The sequence below is a fragment of the Bacillus swezeyi genome, from assembly GCF_001969815.1.
Lineage (GTDB): Bacteria > Bacillota > Bacilli > Bacillales > Bacillaceae > Bacillus > Bacillus swezeyi.
On sequence record NZ_MRBK01000031.1, the window covers coordinates 72,063 to 88,700 of the forward strand.

11 protein-coding genes are annotated in these 16,638 nt (G+C 41.2%); 10 read left to right on the forward strand and 1 reads right to left on the reverse strand.

Annotated elements, in window-relative coordinates:
• The first annotated feature begins 738 nt into the window (after positions 1 to 738).
• From BTA30_RS20200 to BTA30_RS20235, 7 genes are all read left to right on the forward strand, one after another.
• Positions 739 to 3,537 carry a sigma-54-dependent transcriptional regulator gene (locus tag BTA30_RS20200; protein WP_076763491.1) on the forward strand — a complete coding sequence of 933 codons (2,799 nt, stop codon included), beginning with the start codon at positions 739 to 741 and terminating at the stop codon, positions 3,535 to 3,537.
• 209 nt (positions 3,538 to 3,746) lie between these two features.
• Positions 3,747 to 4,187 (forward strand): PTS fructose transporter subunit IIA, encoded by a 441-nt coding sequence (gene levD / locus BTA30_RS20205; protein WP_076763493.1) that lies wholly within the window; start codon positions 3,747 to 3,749, stop codon positions 4,185 to 4,187.
• Entirely contained in the window at positions 4,184 to 4,675 is a 492-nt protein-coding gene (locus tag BTA30_RS20210; RefSeq protein WP_076763495.1) for a PTS sugar transporter subunit IIB, read from the forward strand. The genes levD and BTA30_RS20210 overlap by 4 nt, the downstream gene beginning before the upstream one ends.
• 15 nt (positions 4,676 to 4,690) lie before the next feature.
• Entirely contained in the window at positions 4,691 to 5,491 is an 801-nt protein-coding gene (locus BTA30_RS20215; RefSeq protein WP_076763498.1) for a PTS mannose/fructose/sorbose transporter subunit IIC, read from the forward strand.
• Between the two features lie 20 nt (positions 5,492 to 5,511).
• On the forward strand, positions 5,512 to 6,339 hold the full coding sequence (levG, locus tag BTA30_RS20220) for a PTS fructose transporter subunit IID (RefSeq protein WP_076763500.1): 828 nt from the start codon (positions 5,512 to 5,514) through the stop codon (positions 6,337 to 6,339).
• A gap of 220 nt (positions 6,340 to 6,559) precedes the next feature.
• Positions 6,560 to 8,593 carry a levanase SacC gene (sacC, locus tag BTA30_RS20225; RefSeq protein ID WP_076763528.1) on the forward strand — a complete coding sequence of 678 codons (2,034 nt, stop codon included), beginning with the start codon at positions 6,560 to 6,562 and terminating at the stop codon, positions 8,591 to 8,593.
• 450 nt (positions 8,594 to 9,043) lie between these two features.
• Positions 9,044 to 10,282, forward strand: a complete 1,239-nt coding sequence (locus BTA30_RS20235) for a cytochrome P450 family protein (protein WP_076763502.1) — start codon at positions 9,044 to 9,046, stop codon at positions 10,280 to 10,282.
• Positions 10,283 to 10,424: 142 nt separating this feature from the next.
• Here BTA30_RS20235 and BTA30_RS20240 read toward each other — a convergent pair whose 3' ends face one another.
• Positions 10,425 to 11,054, reverse strand: a complete 630-nt coding sequence (locus BTA30_RS20240; protein ID WP_076763505.1) for a hypothetical protein — start codon at positions 11,052 to 11,054, stop codon at positions 10,425 to 10,427.
• 626 nt (positions 11,055 to 11,680) lie between these two features.
• Between BTA30_RS20240 and BTA30_RS20245 the strand changes: the two genes are divergently transcribed.
• The 3 genes from BTA30_RS20245 to BTA30_RS20260 all read left to right on the forward strand — a co-directional run bounded on the left by BTA30_RS20245 (position 11,681) and on the right by BTA30_RS20260 (position 16,414).
• Positions 11,681 to 12,508 (forward strand): alpha/beta hydrolase, encoded by an 828-nt coding sequence (locus BTA30_RS20245; RefSeq protein WP_076763507.1) that lies wholly within the window; start codon positions 11,681 to 11,683, stop codon positions 12,506 to 12,508.
• A gap of 985 nt (positions 12,509 to 13,493) precedes the next feature.
• A complete protein-coding gene (locus tag BTA30_RS20255; protein WP_076763512.1) occupies positions 13,494 to 13,814 on the forward strand; it encodes an ArsR/SmtB family transcription factor in 321 nt (106 codons plus the stop codon).
• Between the two features lie 62 nt (positions 13,815 to 13,876).
• Positions 13,877 to 16,414: a heavy metal translocating P-type ATPase gene (locus BTA30_RS20260; RefSeq protein WP_094777367.1), complete on the forward strand. Its 2,538-nt coding sequence runs from the start codon at positions 13,877 to 13,879 to the stop codon at positions 16,412 to 16,414.
• The last annotated feature ends 224 nt before the right edge of the window (positions 16,415 to 16,638 follow it).

Here is a 16,638-nt window from a genome sequence, read left to right on the forward strand (position 1 = left end):
GCCCTCAAATATTGAGGGCCTTCTTCATTATTTCTTCAACTTTCCTGCAGAAATACTCCATGACAAATCCGTTTGACGGCTTTCTTTTTTAGCTTTATCCAGCATTCCTTCCATCATCCAATCAAATGTACTGAATTCGTCTCTTCTTGTCCCGCTGCTTTCTCATATTCGAATATAAATTGGCTGAGTTCCTGATGATAGTCTGTAAGTTTGAAGTGAAACACTCCGCCAGAGGGCAATTTGTTTCTAGACATCAGGAAGATGATGCGAGGCTGTCATTTATCGGGCTTTTAGACCTATTCTATAAGTTTCATTTTCATCGATATCGGGATTTTTCACCAATGCATTCTCAGAGGATGGTAAACTATTGACAAGTTATTACTTTGGGAGGGGGAGCTATGAAAATATATGAAGCAAAAACACTAATTACAGTGATTCTAGATCGCTAAGATGAATACAAAATCATAAGAGGGAAGTTTGTCAATCTGTAAAAGGCCTTTCTCGATGCGGCCGATTGGGGTCATTTTCATGAGGAAGACGCAGACTTAAAATTCGTCAATGGTTTTTGATAGAACTGACCAAATGAAAATAAATAAATTCTGAATTTTAAAAAAATAGGGCAGGAACATGTCAATCCTAACCAGGAGGCAAAGGCCTGGAAATCGAATCGGCAATGGAAACGGATGTCCGGTCTTGATGCCAAACCAGCTTTTCCAACACTAAAAAAGGATGATATACATGAAAAGAATCGATAAAATATACCATCAGCTACTGGATAATTTTCGTGAATCTACTATAAATCAGCTTTTAAAGGTGCAAGGAAATTCAGCAAAGGAAATTGCTCAACAATTGCAAATGGAGCGCTCCAATGTCAGCTTTGAATTGAACAACCTCGTTCGATCCAAAAAGGTCATCAAGGTTAAAACGTTCCCTGTTCGCTATGTCCCGGTTGAAACAGTGGAAAAAACGTTCGGCTGCAAATGGAATACAGACGATATGGAAGTGGAAGAGCTGAAGCAGCATTCCGGTCATCCAAAAAGGATGCGCCAAGACATTTCTACGAATCCACTGGAACTCATGATCGGGGCAAAAGGCAGCTTAAAGAAAGCGATCTCCCAAGCAAAAGCAGCTGTTTTTTATCCTCCGCACGGTCTCCATATGCTGCTTTTAGGGCCGACGGGTTCCGGTAAATCGCTTTTTGCCAACCGGATTTATCAGTTCGCCATTTATTCTGAAATTTTGAAGCCGGGCGCTCCATTTATTACATTTAATTGTGCAGACTACTATAACAATCCCCAATTGCTGCTCTCTCAATTATTTGGACATAAAAAAGGGAGTTTTACCGGAGCGGGCGACGATAAAGTCGGCTTAGTCGAACAGGCCGACGGAGGCATCCTTTTCATGGATGAAATACACCGCCTCCCTCCGGAAGGACAGGAAATGCTGTTTTATTTTATTGACAGCGGCACTTATAACCGGCTTGGAGAAACAGAGCATAAAAGGACATCAAAGGTATTGTTCATATGCGCGACTACAGAAAACCCAAGCTCTGCCTTATTAAAAACGTTTTTGCGAAGAATTCCGATGACGATACATATTCCTTCGCTTGAAGAACGCTCTCTGCAAGAAAGAGTCGAGCTGACGACATTTTTACTGGGGAAAGAAGCGGAGCGGATCAAGAAAAATTTAAGCGTCCACATTGATGTCTACAACGCGCTGATTCATTCTGCGAAATTTGGAAATGTGGGCCAGCTGAAATCGAATGTACAGCTGGTTTGTGCACACGGATTTTTAAATAATCTGGACAGGGATGATATTGTGGAACTGACCGTCCGGGATCTGCCGGAGGACATCAAGCAAGACTGGATTTCAAGCAGCAAAAATATTGAAAGAAGCAAAATGATTTCTGAATACGTCAACATTACAACCATCATATCGCCGATTGTGGAGGATGAAACAACGAAGATTGATGAAGACCTTTCGTTTAATTTGTATCATTTGATAGAGCAAAAAGTCAAAATGTTAAATAAAGAAGGCTTATCAAGAAAGGATATTAATCAGTATATTTTGACGGATATCCATTTGCATGTTCGAAGTTTTTTTAATCAAAGAACGTTTCAAAACTACAACTTGCTGAAATTTGTTGAAGACGATGTGCTTCAAATTACGAAAGAGCTGAAAGAAGTGGCCGAACATGAGCTGAATTGCAAATTCGACCGCAAATTCATCTATTTCTTAAGCATGCATATTGATTCATTTTTAAAGCGCGGAAAGCAAATCGATGTTTTAAATACACAGGAGACCGACGAAATCCGCGATACCCATGTGAAAGAATATCAGGTCGCACTGATTTTTAAAGATAAGATTGAAGAATATTTCAGAGTCGTCATTCCGGAAATAGAAGTCATCTACTTAACGATGCTGATTCATTCGATCAAATCATTGGAAGAAAACAAAAGGGTGGGGATTGTAGTCGCTGCGCACGGCAACAGCATGGCAAATTCCTTGGTTGAAGTGGCGACTGAACTTTTAGGCAGCACCCCTATCGTCGCAGTCGATATGCCTCTTGCGGTTTCCCCATCAGAAATCATCGAATGCCTCGCGGCTAAAATTCAGGAGGTTGACGAAGGAGAAGGCATTTTAATGCTTGTTGACATGGGATCGCTTGCGATGCTGGAAAGCAGACTCGAGGAAAAAACCGGCGTAAAGATCAAAACAATCAGCAATGTTACCACATCAATGGTGCTGGATGCCGTGAGAAAGGTGAACTATTTGAATTTAAATCTGCATGCGATCTATGATTCAGTTAAAAAGGATTTTATCGAATTATGGGACAAACAGCCGGCGGCATCCGGCAAAAAGAAGGCATTGGTCTCCATTTGCACGACAGGCAGCGGAACGGCCAAAAAGCTGGAAGAGATATTAACAACGATCGTAAACAAGGCTTCTGATGATCCAATTAAAATCTTGACCGTTTCATCGATTAAATTGGCAAACAGCATAAAAAAGATCGAACAAGAGTATGAGATCGTTGCCACAGTTGGAACGAAAAACCCAAAAATTGATGCTCCCCATGTATCTTTGGAAGTATTAATTGAAGGAGAAGGAGAAAAGATGATTCAACAGGCGATCACAAAAGGCCATGCTCCGATAAACGGCGGATTAACCAGCCCGAATATCATTGTGCGGGAGCTTTGCGAGGATAGTTTGAAAAAATATCTCGTGTTTTTGAACCCGTATCATATTACAGAAATTTTACTGGAGTGGCTGCAAACGATCCAGGACGAATTAGGCATCATATTAAACAATTCAGTGATGATCAAAGTCATCGTGCACACCGCTTTTGCTTTTGAAAGGGTGATTAAACAGAACCCGATCGCTTTTTCGGATGAAGAAGAAATAACCGATGAACTGGAAAAGGTCTATCACTTGACTGAGCAGACATTAATACCTTATGAAGAAAAACTTGGACTCAACATAAGCCGTGATGAAAAAATGTTTATCGCTTCGATTTTTGCTGAAGAATTGCAGCCGTAGTCAAAAGCAGGCTGTTTTAAATACAGCTTTTTCCCGCGAACCTGTATTAAATGGATCCCCATTTTAATACAGGTTTATTTTTTTATGTGAATGTGTTTCATCAAGAAAAAATAACCGACTTAAGATTCAATAAAAATTCTTAACACTCCTACCTTGGCACGATACTTGCATTATAAATAAGCGAACGAAAAAGGAAAGGAGCAAACATCATGATTTCAGTCATTATTAGTGGTCATGGACATTTTCCCACAGCATTAAAAGAGTCTTCGGGCATGATATTCGGCGAAGAAGACAACCTCATGGCGGTGCCGTTTTTAAAAGGGGAAGGCATCCAAACATTGCAAGAAAAATATAAACAGACGCTGAAGGGCATTCCCGAAGAACATGAAGTGCTTTTTTTGGTGGATATTTTTGGAGGGACGCCATATAACGCGGCCACACCGTACATCGTCGACGATCGAAGAATGGATATGGCAGCCGGTGTGAACCTGCCGATTTTGTTGGAAGCCTTAAGCCTGAGAGGACATATGCCTCTTAAAGAATTGCTGAACCAATTGAAAAACATGAGTCAACAAACTTTCCAAGTGTGCAGCGAACATTTAGAAAACATAAAAAGCGCCCATCAAGAAAGAGAGGATGAATTATTATGAAAATTGTTTTGTCAAGAATTGATGACCGCTTCATTCACGGCCAAGTTTTAACACGGTGGATTAAAATTCATGCGGCTGATCGAATCATCATCGTTTCAGATGACATTGCCGCTGATGAAATGAGAAAAACGCTGATCCTTTCGGTTGCACCTTCAAATGTAAAAGCGAGCGCCGTCTCTATTTCGAAGATGGCAAAAGCGTTTCATAGTCCCCGCTACCAAGATACAACAGCGATGCTTTTATTTGAAAAACCGGGCGACATTGTATCACTTATTGAAGCAGGCGTACTCATCGATACAGTCAATGTCGGAGGGATGCGCTTCGAGAATAACCGCCGGCAAATTACGAAATCGGTAAGCGTCACAGAAAAAGATATCGAGGCGTTTGAAGCATTATATGAGAAAGGCGTAAAACTGGAATTGCGGCAGCTTCCTTCAGACAACAGTGAAGACTTTATGCAGATTGTAAGAAATGTCATCAATTCATAAAGGGGGAATTAGAAGATGACTACAATACAAATCATTTTGTTGTTGATCATCGCCGCCATTACAGGCATAGGAAGTGTACTGGATGAGGGGCAGACGCACCGCCCGCTGATTGCCTGCACCTTGGTCGGCTTGGTGCTCGGGGATCTCAAGACAGGAATCATTCTGGGCGGAACACTGGAGCTGATGGCGCTGGGCTGGATGAATGTCGGCCTTGCGATGGCGCCTGATACTGCCATCGCTTCTGTTATTTCAACCATTTTAGTCATTACGGCTGATCAGGGAATCGGCGAAGGCATTGCCGTCGCTGTCGCTTTGGCCGCTGCAGGGCAGGCGCTGACCATTTTTGTCCGCACGATCACGGTCTTTTTAATTCACCGCGCTGACAAATACGCAAAGGATGGCAATTTTAAAGGAATCGAAATCATGCATATCACCGCCATGGCGTTTCAGGCGCTGCGCGTCATGATTCCCACATTGATCGTGGCATTGATCAGTGTCAGCGCCGTTCAAGCTTTCTTGGGGAATATTCCGGAAGTCATTACAAAAGGTTTGCAGGTAGGAGGAGGAATTATCGTTGTCGTCGGGTATGCCATGGTGATCAATATGATGAACATTCCTTATTTAAAGCCATTCTTCTATATCGGCTTTTTATTGGCGGCATTTACTGACTTTAACTTAGTAGGATTCGGAGCCCTTGGACTCTGTCTGGCATTTTTATATCAGCAGGTCATGCAAAAAAATCAGGCGCAGGGAGCAGTCGCCGCAGCTGCGGACAACAACATGGCCGTTTATGATGATGATGATCTTGATGCCTAACATTAAGGAGGGATGAAATGATGGAAACAGAAAAAAGATTGACGAAAAGAGAAATTTTCAGCATGTTTATTCGTTCAAATTTTTTGCTCGGATCTTTTAACTTTGAGCGCGTGCAGGCAATGGGCTATTGCTATGTCATGATACCGGCGATTAAAAAGCTGTACGGTCCGGGAGCAAAAAGAAGCGAAGCACTCAAGCGCCACTTGGAATGGTTTAATACACATCCGTGGCTGACAGCGCCCATATTCGGTGTGACAGCCGCCATGGAAGAAGAAATGGCCAACAATAAAGGAATTGATGCAAAAGCAATCAATGGGATGAAAATCGGTTTAATGGGCCCGTTAGCGGGTGTGGGCGATCCTATTTTTTGGGGGACATTGCGTCCGGTACTGGCCGCTTTAGGAGCCTCGCTTGCCTTAGGGGGAAACATCGCCGGGCCTTTGCTATTCTTTTTCTTAATTAACGCCGTAAGATTAAGCACGAAATATTACGGTTTAAAGTACGGCTATGTTAAAGGAATGGAAATTTTGCAGGATTTGGTTGGGAATCGCATTCAAAAACTGACGGAAGGCGCTTCCATACTCGGGCTGTTTGTGATGGGGGCTCTGGTCTCAAAATGGACCACCATCAACATTCCAATCGTTGTTTCAAGAATTAAGGATGAATCCGGCAAAGTTGATGTTCAGACCGTGCAGAATGTTTTAGACAGCATCATGCCGGGTGCACTGCCTTTAGGGTTGACCTTGCTCGTGGCGTGGATGCTGCGCAAAGGAGTGAATCCTCTTCTCATTATATTCGGCATCTTCATCATCGGAATTCTTGGCTATTGGGCCGGATTCCTGAAATAAGCTGTTTTAGGCGAGACTGAAAATCAAGCAAAGTGCAAACCGAGACAGTCAGGCCCTTCCGGCAGGGCAAAAAATTTACCGTGAAATGAAATATGCTGTGCGGCCAATCAACGACAGAACCTTGGCTGCAGACAGCGATTTTAACAATCATAGCAGTTTAGCGGCAGCAGAAAGCGGCGTCGGAAAGATGAAAGTATAAGGAGAGGAGAGAAGTTTGAAAGTGGAGAAAAAACTCATGCAAATTGGAATCATGTTGATGCTGCTACTTTCTGCGGCCCTTCCTGTTTATGCAGCCGACTCAAGCTACTATAATGAAGAGCATCGGCCGGCGTACCATTTCACCCCTGAAGCAAACTGGATGAATGACCCAAACGGAATGGTTTATTATGCGGGGGAATATCATCTATTCTATCAATATCACCCCTATGGATTACAGTGGGGGCCGATGCATTGGGGGCATGCGGTAAGCAAAGATTTAGTCAGATGGGAGCACCTGCCCGTTGCATTGTCTCCGGATGAGAAAGGGACGATTTTTTCAGGCAGCGCAGTAGTGGATTGGAATAATACAAGCGGTTTTCAGACAGGGGAGGAGAAGCCGCTTGTAGCCATTTATACGCAGGATCGGGAAGGCGTTCAAGCGCAAAGCATCGCCTACAGCAATGACAAAGGGAGAACATGGACGAAATACTCAGGCAATCCCGTCATTCCCAACCAGGGAAAAAAGGACTTTCGCGATCCGAAAGTATTTTGGCATGAAGAGACAAAAAAGTGGGTAATGGTGATTGCGGCCGGTGATCGAATCCTCATTTACACATCCAGCAATCTGAAGGAATGGACTTATGCCAGTGAATTTGGACAGGGACATGGAAGCCATGAAGGAGTATGGGAATGTCCGGATTTGTTTGAGCTTTCTGTAGACGGCAATCCAAATCAAAAGAAATGGGTGCTGCAAGTCAGTGTTGGGAACGGGGCTGTTTCAGGAGGATCGGGCATGCAATATTTCATAGGGGATTTTGATGGAACGGCTTTTAAAAATGAAAACCCGCCAGAACAAGTGTTATGGACCGATTACGGCAAAGACTTCTATGCGGCTGTCACCTGGTCTGATATCCCGTCATCAGACGGACGGCGGCTTTGGCTGGGATGGATGAGCAATTGGCAATATGCAAACGATGTTCCTACATCCCCATGGAGAAGTGCGATGACTATTCCACGCGAGCTAAAATTGAAAGCGCTTTCTGATGGGTACAGAGTCATTCAATCCCCAATAACAGAGCTGCAATCCATCCGGGGGACGTCTCGAAGGTGGAAAAACAACATCATATCGTCTGCAAGCAGTCATTTGCTGCCAGGTCAATCTGGCGACGCCTACGAAATCAATGCAGAATTCCAAGTGCATGCCGGATCGGCTGCCGAATTCGGTTTTAAGGTTCGAAAAGGAGGAAATCAATATACAAAAATCGGCTATCACAAAAACAGCGCTTTATTGTTCGTTGACCGGAGCAGGTCCGGAAACGTTTCCTTCAATCCGAGCTTTAATACCGGGAAGCATGCGGCTCCACTGCGTCCGGTAAATGGAAAGGTAAAGATGCGCATTTTTGTTGACCGCTCTTCAGTCGAGGTATTTGGAAACGATGGGCGGCAGGTGATCACCGATATCATTTTCCCGGATCAATCGAGCAAAGGGCTAGAAGTATATGCGTCGAACGGTTTTGTAAAACTGAACTCTATGACGATCCATCCTCTGAAGAAAATATGGGGACAGTCGCCATTTACATCCAATTTGTCCGGCTGGACGACTGTAAACGGTGTTTGGGCGGACACAATTGATGGAAAGCAAGGGCGCTCTGACGGCGATTCCTTCATTTTATCTTCATCATCCGGATCAGACTTCACATATGAATCTGATATCACGGTTAAGGATGGAAATGGAAGAGGGGCGGGAGCTCTCGTGTTTCGGGCTGATCAAGAGGTTAAAAACGGCTATCTTGCCAATGTCGATGCCAAAAATGACGTCGTCAAATTTTTCAAGTTTGAAAACGGAATGGCCGCTGTCATCGCCGAACACAAAACACCGATCGATGTCAATCAAACCTATCACTTGAAAACGGTGGCCAGCGGCACCAACTTTAAAATTTATCTGGATGATCGATTAGTGATAGATGTCGATGACTCTGCATTTGCAAATGGAACATTTGGTTTAAACGTTTGGGATGCGACGGCAGCTTTCCAGAATGTTTACGTCAATCAATGACAAAGAGGCTGGAATTCCAGCCTGACAGTCCGGATTTTTATAATCCGGACTGTTTATGTTTGAAATCGTTTCCAGTGCCAGTAAAAGTAAATAAAGACCGGCAATTAAACGAAAAAACCTCTTTTTTTCAGAGAAAGGAGGGTTAATGAACATCACACTCATTGGGGGTGCGAATAATACAAGAAGGAAATATTTATATTCTTGTTTTTTTCAAGCGGCTTATCTATCTGTTTTTTATTACAAAACATCATAACATCCTATGAGAATTTATGTAATAAGTAAGAGATCACTAGTGTATATATTTAAGAATACTTAGATCGAACCAGCATTTAAAAGTGTCATGCCCTGATAAAATGAAATGTTCGAATGCTGGTTATTGATAGCATAACAAACCGTCGTGGTTTATAATTCTATTAAAGGCTTATATTAACAAAGATGGAGGTTGTCTGAATGTCTTCAAAGCATGAGAAGAGCTCCACCATATTGTCGGAAAGTCAATTGTCTTCGGCGGCATTTAAAGATGAAGCGTATGATTTTTACAAAGAATGGCGCGCATCTCGCTCTCTTTACCCTGTATCTTTGAGAGATCTGGGGGAAGGCTGGCTCATTACGAGATATGATGATGCCATACATCTATTAAAGGATGCAAGATTAAAGAAAAACTATGAAAATGTATTTACCGAAGAAGAAGAGAACCGTCCCGTTCTTTTGGAAAATGAAGAACCTTTATCAAAGCATATGCTCAACTCAGACCCCCCTGATCACAGCCGCTTGCGCTCCCTTGTTCAGAAAGCATTTACTCCCCGAATGATTTTGCAGCTTGAAGACAGAATTCAACAGATCGCCGATTCTTTATTGGATAAAGTACAACCCAATCATTCCATGAACCTTGTCGACGATTTCGCTTTCCCTTTGCCGATTATCGTGATAAGTGAAATGCTTGGCATTCCCCTTGAAGATCGTCAAAAATTCAGGGTTTGGTCGCAAACGATTATTGATTTTGCAGATACACCTGAAAGCATGGAGGAAAACAATCATAAAATAGGAGAATTCGCTGAATACCTGGAATACTTAGTTCATAAAAAAAGGAACGAACCTGCAGAAGATTTAATCAGTGCATTAATTCAGGCAGAAGACGAAGGAACAACATTAAGTACAGAAGAGCTGTACTCGACAATTATGCTGCTTATCGTTGCAGGGCATGAAACAACCGTAAATTTAATCACCAATATGACATACGCATTGCTGAGTTATCCCGATCAATTGGAGAAACTTCGCCAACAACCGAACTTGATGGATTCAGCCGTAGAAGAGGCATTGCGGTTTCACAGTCCCGTGGAATTAACGACCATTCGCTGGGCGGCTGAACCGTTTGTATTGCACGGGCAAGAGATTAAACGAAAAGATTTAATCATCATTTCATTAGCATCCGCCAACCGCGATGAAGAAATATTCCCGAATGCTGAGATGTTTGATATTGAAAGAAAGAACAACCGCCATATTGCCTTTGGCCACGGGAGTCACTTTTGTCTCGGCGCACCGCTTGCCCGTTTGGAAGCAAAGATTTCCATTTCCGCATTATTGCGCCGCTGCCCAAATATAAAGATAAAAGACGAAAGGGAACAAATGAAATGGAAAGGGAACTTTCTGATGAGAGCTTTAGAAGAGCTGCCACTATCTTTCTCATGATAGTGACGTCACTTAGAATCTGCAGGAAGAAGAGTCCTTAGGCTATCACAAAAGGACTCTTTACATTTTTCACTTCAAGAGCGGATGGATCTTGTTGGATAAGTTTTATTCTAACTTAAAAAAGCCCTGAAAAGGGCCGTCTTTAATGATTCACTTTAATAGTGTGTTTTACTTCTTTTCCAAGAGGTTCAAAATCGTTGTTTGTCGGAGCATCAATCCGTATTTCAATTGATTTCAAGTCTTGAACAGACGATTTTTTCAAAATGTAAACATTTGCACCTTCATTTTTAACTTTTCCTAGATATTCTCCTTCAATATGTTTGGAAATAAGCATTTCAGGCTCAAGCTGTTCTTTAGTATTAGTGACAATTGTTGCCTGTCCCAAATAGAAATTCACATCATCATCTGATGTATTTTCACCTGACATTTCAATTGTTACGGCATTAACAGTATCGCCAACTTTAACACCGAGTAGAGAGGCTGTTTGTTCATTTTTCGGCTGCATTTCTTTTAATTGAATACTTTTGATAGTATATTTCATAGGGCCGACAGTGCCATCTATGTTCAATTTATTATTAGTATAGACATCTTTCCCTTTAAGATTTTCATCTTCCTGTACATTCTCATTTTCTTTTTCGCTATCAGATTTTTTGTTTTCGTTTGTGTCCACTTTCTTAGTATCCTCGCTGTTTTTTGCGGTTTCTGAAGAACCACAAGCCCCCAAAATAATTCCTAAACAAATAGTTAAAAATAAAACTAATACTTTTTTCATGATTAACCTCCAGATTATAATTGTATGTACGTCTTTAATCATAGGATAAAATTCCTAAAAATTCAATAGATAATTTCCATTTTTGTAAAACGCTTCACAGCTGTTTGCCGGGCTTTCAGTGTGTGAATCTCGAATTCAGCGTACACCGCTTTTCGATTAACGACGATGATGCTTTATTTTAGTGATCTAATTTCATCACGCAACAGGTATCAATGAATGCTTTAGGGAGGCTCTGGGTCAATTTCAGGGATTTTCACAGGATAAAAGATAAACGTCAGAATATATTGTTTTACTCGACAGCCAGGCAGCAGTAAAAAGGGGGGCGAATAAGCTTCCCGCAAGATCCTGAAGTCCTTTGCGGTTTGCCGCTGTATTTTTTCTTTCAGCAAATCAAGGCCGAAGCGGTCGACAGAGAATGTCGATGATGTCTTCGTTTCTCGCTGCCGCTTGTCCGTTTTTAATAGAGCTAAAGTGATTGGAGGATCTAGATATATTTGACTAGTTAAAAACAATTCTTTCTTTTTATCGAGTAACGGAAAATAGTTCCGCATTTAAATTGAAATTTGTGTATAATTTTATTCAAACTTAACATAACAACATGGCCAGAGAAGAAAGGTGTTTTAAATTTGAGACGAATAATCAAATGGGCAGCATTAGTCACTGTATGTATTGGCTTATTCGCATGTTCTGCAAACAAGAATGCAGAAAATATTCATTACGCAAATGACGAAAAGCAGACACTGGATATCTATACACCGAAGACGGTGAAGAAAGAGAAACATCCCGCTCTCATCTACATTCATGGAGGAGGATGGACAGGCGGGGACAAAGGCAGGGCTGCCTCAAAGCCGGCGTTTTTTACAGAAAACGGCTATGTTTTCGTGTCTGTCAACCATCGGCTTCATCCTGATGTTCAGTATGATGATATGGCCTATGATGTTGCAAAGGCCATTAAATGGGTTGAGAATCATGCAGATGAATATCAAATTGATCAATCGAAAATCAATGTAATGGGGCATTCGGCAGGGGGACACTTGACGGGCTTAATTGCAGCAGATGCAAAATATTTAAACAGCGTCGGCCTAAAACCGGAATCACTCAATTCGATTGTTATATTAGATGGACCTTTGAATATCAAGGCATTCATCGAAGCGATTCCATCTTACAAAAAAGTGTATGGCCCTGATGAAAAGGTGTGGACAGAAGCATCACCGCTCACCTACATAAACAATTCAAATTTGCCGCCGGCTTATCTAGTGACCCGCTGGGAAGATCCTTCTGTTTACAAATTTGCAGAAACCGCAAACAAAGCGACAGGGTCTGATTTTGTTTATCAAGTCAAGAACTTATCTCACAGCGATTTAAATAAAATGTTCGGTTCTCCGGATGGACCAAAAGAAGCGCAGGATATGACAAAAGCTGTGATGGCGTTTTTAAAGAAGGAAAACGAGTAAGCTTGAAAGAGCTGGTTCTGCTCAGACCCTCTTCATGTGCCGCCTAACATGAAGAAACATCCGATCATGTTTTAAAGGGGAGAGGGAATTCCAAATGAATGCTGATAAACAGCATCTGCATATTAGTTCTATAGAAAAGGGTTAGATCTGGAATAAGCGGGATTAAAACAACTAGACGCAGATGTATAGGACATTTATTTCAATTTTCAGGATCATGCTATGAATGAACAAGATTCTGTGTATTTCAAAATTTGGATTTAAATGGAGTTTATGAGAGTCCTATTTATAAATAGTGGCTCTTATTTTTTCGGCAATTTGTTTAAGTTGGCTTTTAAACTAAAAAAGAGGCCGGAATTTTGTTTTCCGGCCTTGCAATTTTGAAGCATATTGACTTTAGGGAATATATGTTGACAAAAGTATTGTGTGAAATAAAACCTTTTTATAAGATAAAAGGAAATTCAACTGAAAAGGGAGGAAGAAATGTGAAAAAGAAAATAAGATTATTCATAGTGTTCATTGCAGACGCTTGTTTTTTGGCTCCGTATGAGTGTCTGCCGGAACATTATTTGTTAAAGTATCTTGTATTCTGACACGCCAATTAACCATATAAATATAATTAACAATTCTAAAGTAGAGTCATGATGATTATCATTCCGAGCCTTCTTCTTCGCCCTATACAAACCCTCTTCAATCCGCGAGATTCCGAGCTCCTTCGAGATTTCGCGCTGCCTTTTCTCTTTCTTCAACTCAAAGACTAACCCATAGGATTAGATGCAACAGAAGGGAAGGCTGTGGTAACCCCTGTACTGTTGTCAAAAAGGAGTCAGTGCACGTAAAGCTGCTAATTTAAAAGCCGGTGTCGACATTTTTTCATTTCCGTTTTTCTTTAGTCAGCCTTCGATTGTTTGACACACATATTAGACAGAGCTAATATGATATCAACAGAACATATTAGCTCTATCTAATATGTTAGGGGGGATAACATATGGAACATAACAAAATAGACACAAAAGTTAAATTAATTCACGGCTTTTCAAATAAAACAAGGCTTCAAATTCTTGAATGCATTAAAGACAAAGAAAAAACAGTCTCCCAGATTGTAGAAGAGATCAACGGTAATCAATCAAATATCTCACAACACCTCGCCTGCTTAAAAGGTTGTGGAATGATTGTTAGAAGGAATGAGGGGAAATATGGCTACTACAGTTTACGCAACCAGCATATAAGGGATTTGTTGGAAATGTTCGATGTTGTTCTAGATGATGTTCAACATGATGTGGCGTGCTGTGACCGGCATATAGATTAGGGGGATTAAAAATGGCTGACAAATGTTGTAGTACAAATAACAGTATCGAAAGAACTGAAAAAATGGAGAGTTGTAACACTCACAAAGATTTATTAAACGATTCTTCTTCAGTATCTGATGTCATTCAGGATGAAGCTAATTGTTGCAGTCATTCTCAATCCATCAAGAGTACACAAGAAGCCGATAGCTGTTGCAGCAGCAAATCAACGATGAAAGAAGCTGACGGTGCAGAAAAGCCTCATTGCTGTAACAGCCATGATCAAAAAGTAACGATTGCGAGCTCCAATACGATTGAAGAACGGAAAGAATTTAGAGTTCATGGCATGGATTGTCCCGCTTGTGCAAAAACAATTGAAAAAGGTTTAACGGCCTTACGGGATATAGTTGATGTAAAGGTTAATTACAGTACGGCAAAAATGCAAGTGACTGCAAATAACGCAGATGCTTTTATTCCGATCGAGAATGAAATGAAAAGACTCGGATACTCTATAGAACCCATAAATCAGAATAACAATATAAAAATATACAATATCGAAGGCATGGACTGTGGAAGTTGTGCTAAAAGCATTGAAAATCACTTTAATACTCATCCATCAGTTCAAAATGTCAGTGTGAATTTCTCCACTGGGAAAATGAAAATTGAACATACCAGCAGTGTCGAAGAGATGATTTCTGAAGTATCTAAAATCGGCTATAAAGCTTCATTACATTCAAAAAATCAACCACTACAATTGAATAAGGGTAATAAGGAAAGCGGCTTAATTATCATGTCCAGTTTATTAATAGCTTTTGGTTTTATCGGATCCTTTACTGGTGTTTCAGCATTAATGTCTGCTTTGCTTTACGCCACTGCAATGGTGATTAGTGGTTATAAGCCAGTTAAGAGTGCTTTTTATGCAATAAAAAGTCGGTCACTTGATATGAATGTTCTGATGTCTGCTGCGGCAATCGGAGCTGCTCTTATAGGTGAATGGCTTGAAGGTGCTACTGTTATCTGGCTGTTTGCCATCGGTAACTTTCTGCAAACAAAATCAATTGAGCGTACAAGAAACTCGATACGAAACCTGATGGATCTAGCTCCTCCTGAAGCTTGGGTCAAAGTGAATGCCGAGATCATGAAGAAGCCTGTTGAGGAAATATCTATAGGAGACACCATCATCGTGAAGCCGGGTGATAAGATTCCTTTAGACGGTGAAATCATACGAGGAGAATCAAGTGTCAATCAGGCTCCTATTACAGGAGAATCCATTCCTGTGGATAAGGAGCAGGGTGACACAGTATACGCAGGGACGATAAATGAAAATGGATCACTGGAGATAAAAGTTTCAAAGCTGGTTGAAGATACAACCATATCAAAAATCATCCACTTGGTTGAAGAAGCACAGGAGCAAAAAGCACCGACTGAAGCATTTGTTGATCGGTTTGCAAGTATTTATACACCTATTGTCTTTATTTTAGCTTTAGCAGTCATGGTGCTGCCCCCGTTCCTTGGATTTGGCACTTGGGGAGAATGGTTTTATAAAGGGCTCGAACTATTAGTTGTTGCTTGTCCTTGCGCCTTAGTCATTTCTACTCCTGTTGCAATCGTATCTGCCATTGGGAATGCCGCAAAAAACGGGGTCTTAATCAAAGGTGGAACATTCTTAGAAACCGCAGGCTCCATCAATACGATTGCATTTGATAAAACAGGGACTTTAACCGAAGGCAAGCCCAAAGTTTCAGAAATGAAAGCGTTGAATGTGACAGAAGAAGAATTACTATCAATAGCTGTAACATTAGAAAATTACTCCACACACCCGATTGCAAAAGCGATTGTTGATCATGCGAATGAAAAAGGAATTCAAGCTAAAAATGGTGAGCTATTCAAAAATATTGTTGGAAAAGGCATTCAAGCGACAATTGATGGAACCCTTTTTTATGCCGGAAATCCTAAACTATTTACTGAAATGAATATATCTTTAGAGAATGTAAAGAAACATGTTCAAGAGATACAGAATAAAGGAAAGACGGTCGTGATGATAGGGACACAACATCAAGTGATAGGATTGATTGCAGTTTCTGATCCAATTCGTGAAACAACGGCTTCTGTTTTGAAAACATTAAAATACAGCGGAGTGAATCAAACTGTCATGTTGACTGGAGATCATGAAGGAACTGCAAAAATGATTGCTTCAGAAGCGAAAGTCAATCGTTATTTTGCAGAATTATTACCGGAGGATAAAGTTGATATCATAAAGAAACTACAAAATGAGGGACGTAAAACGGCTATGGTCGGAGACGGCATAAATGACGCCCCAGCCCTAGCAACGGCAGATTTAGGGATCGCTATGGGCGGTGCAGGAACCGACACAGCAATGGAGACGGCCGATATTGTGTTAATGGCAGATCACCTTGATCAACTCCCACACACAATAAAACTAAGCAGAAAAGCTTTAACCATTATAAAGCAAAATATATGGTTTTCTATCATTATTAAAATTATTGCGCTAGTCTTCATCTTTCCCGGTTGGCTTACCCTTTGGATGGCTGTTTTAAGCGATACAGGCGCAGCCTTAATCGTCATTTTAAATGCGCTAAGGTTGTTAAAATTTAAAGAATAGATGTGATAAGGATGTTTCTTCATAGAGACATCCTTATATTTTTGAGAATAAGAGAAATGGACAGAGAGGATGAGCGAGAGGTACACAACATGTGACAGTTACAGAAGTGTACCGCCGAATACTGTGTTAAAAGAGTGAGAGAGTGAATCGGAGGCCTAAGGATGTGGGAGCATTTTATCAAGCTCCATGCCTGAGCTGCATCGCGTCGATGACGTCTTCGTTTT

What these genes read in the sequence shown, in the direction of transcription:
- BTA30_RS20200 (WP_076763491.1), top strand. Translation starts at nt 739, where the DNA reads ATGAAAAGAATCGATAAAATATACCATCAGCTACTGGATAATTTTCGT.
- levD (WP_076763493.1), top strand. Translation starts at nt 3,747, where the DNA reads ATGATTTCAGTCATTATTAGTGGTCATGGACATTTTCCCACAGCATTA.
- BTA30_RS20210 (WP_076763495.1), top strand. Translation starts at nt 4,184, where the DNA reads ATGAAAATTGTTTTGTCAAGAATTGATGACCGCTTCATTCACGGCCAA.
- BTA30_RS20215 (WP_076763498.1), top strand. Translation starts at nt 4,691, where the DNA reads ATGACTACAATACAAATCATTTTGTTGTTGATCATCGCCGCCATTACA.
- levG (WP_076763500.1), top strand. Translation starts at nt 5,512, where the DNA reads ATGGAAACAGAAAAAAGATTGACGAAAAGAGAAATTTTCAGCATGTTT.
- BTA30_RS20235 (WP_076763502.1), top strand. Translation starts at nt 9,044, where the DNA reads ATGTCTTCAAAGCATGAGAAGAGCTCCACCATATTGTCGGAAAGTCAA.
- BTA30_RS20240 (WP_076763505.1), bottom strand. Translation starts at nt 11,054, where the DNA reads ATGAAAAAAGTATTAGTTTTATTTTTAACTATTTGTTTAGGAATTATT.
- BTA30_RS20255 (WP_076763512.1), top strand. Translation starts at nt 13,494, where the DNA reads ATGGAACATAACAAAATAGACACAAAAGTTAAATTAATTCACGGCTTT.
- BTA30_RS20260 (WP_094777367.1), top strand. Translation starts at nt 13,877, where the DNA reads ATGGAGAGTTGTAACACTCACAAAGATTTATTAAACGATTCTTCTTCA.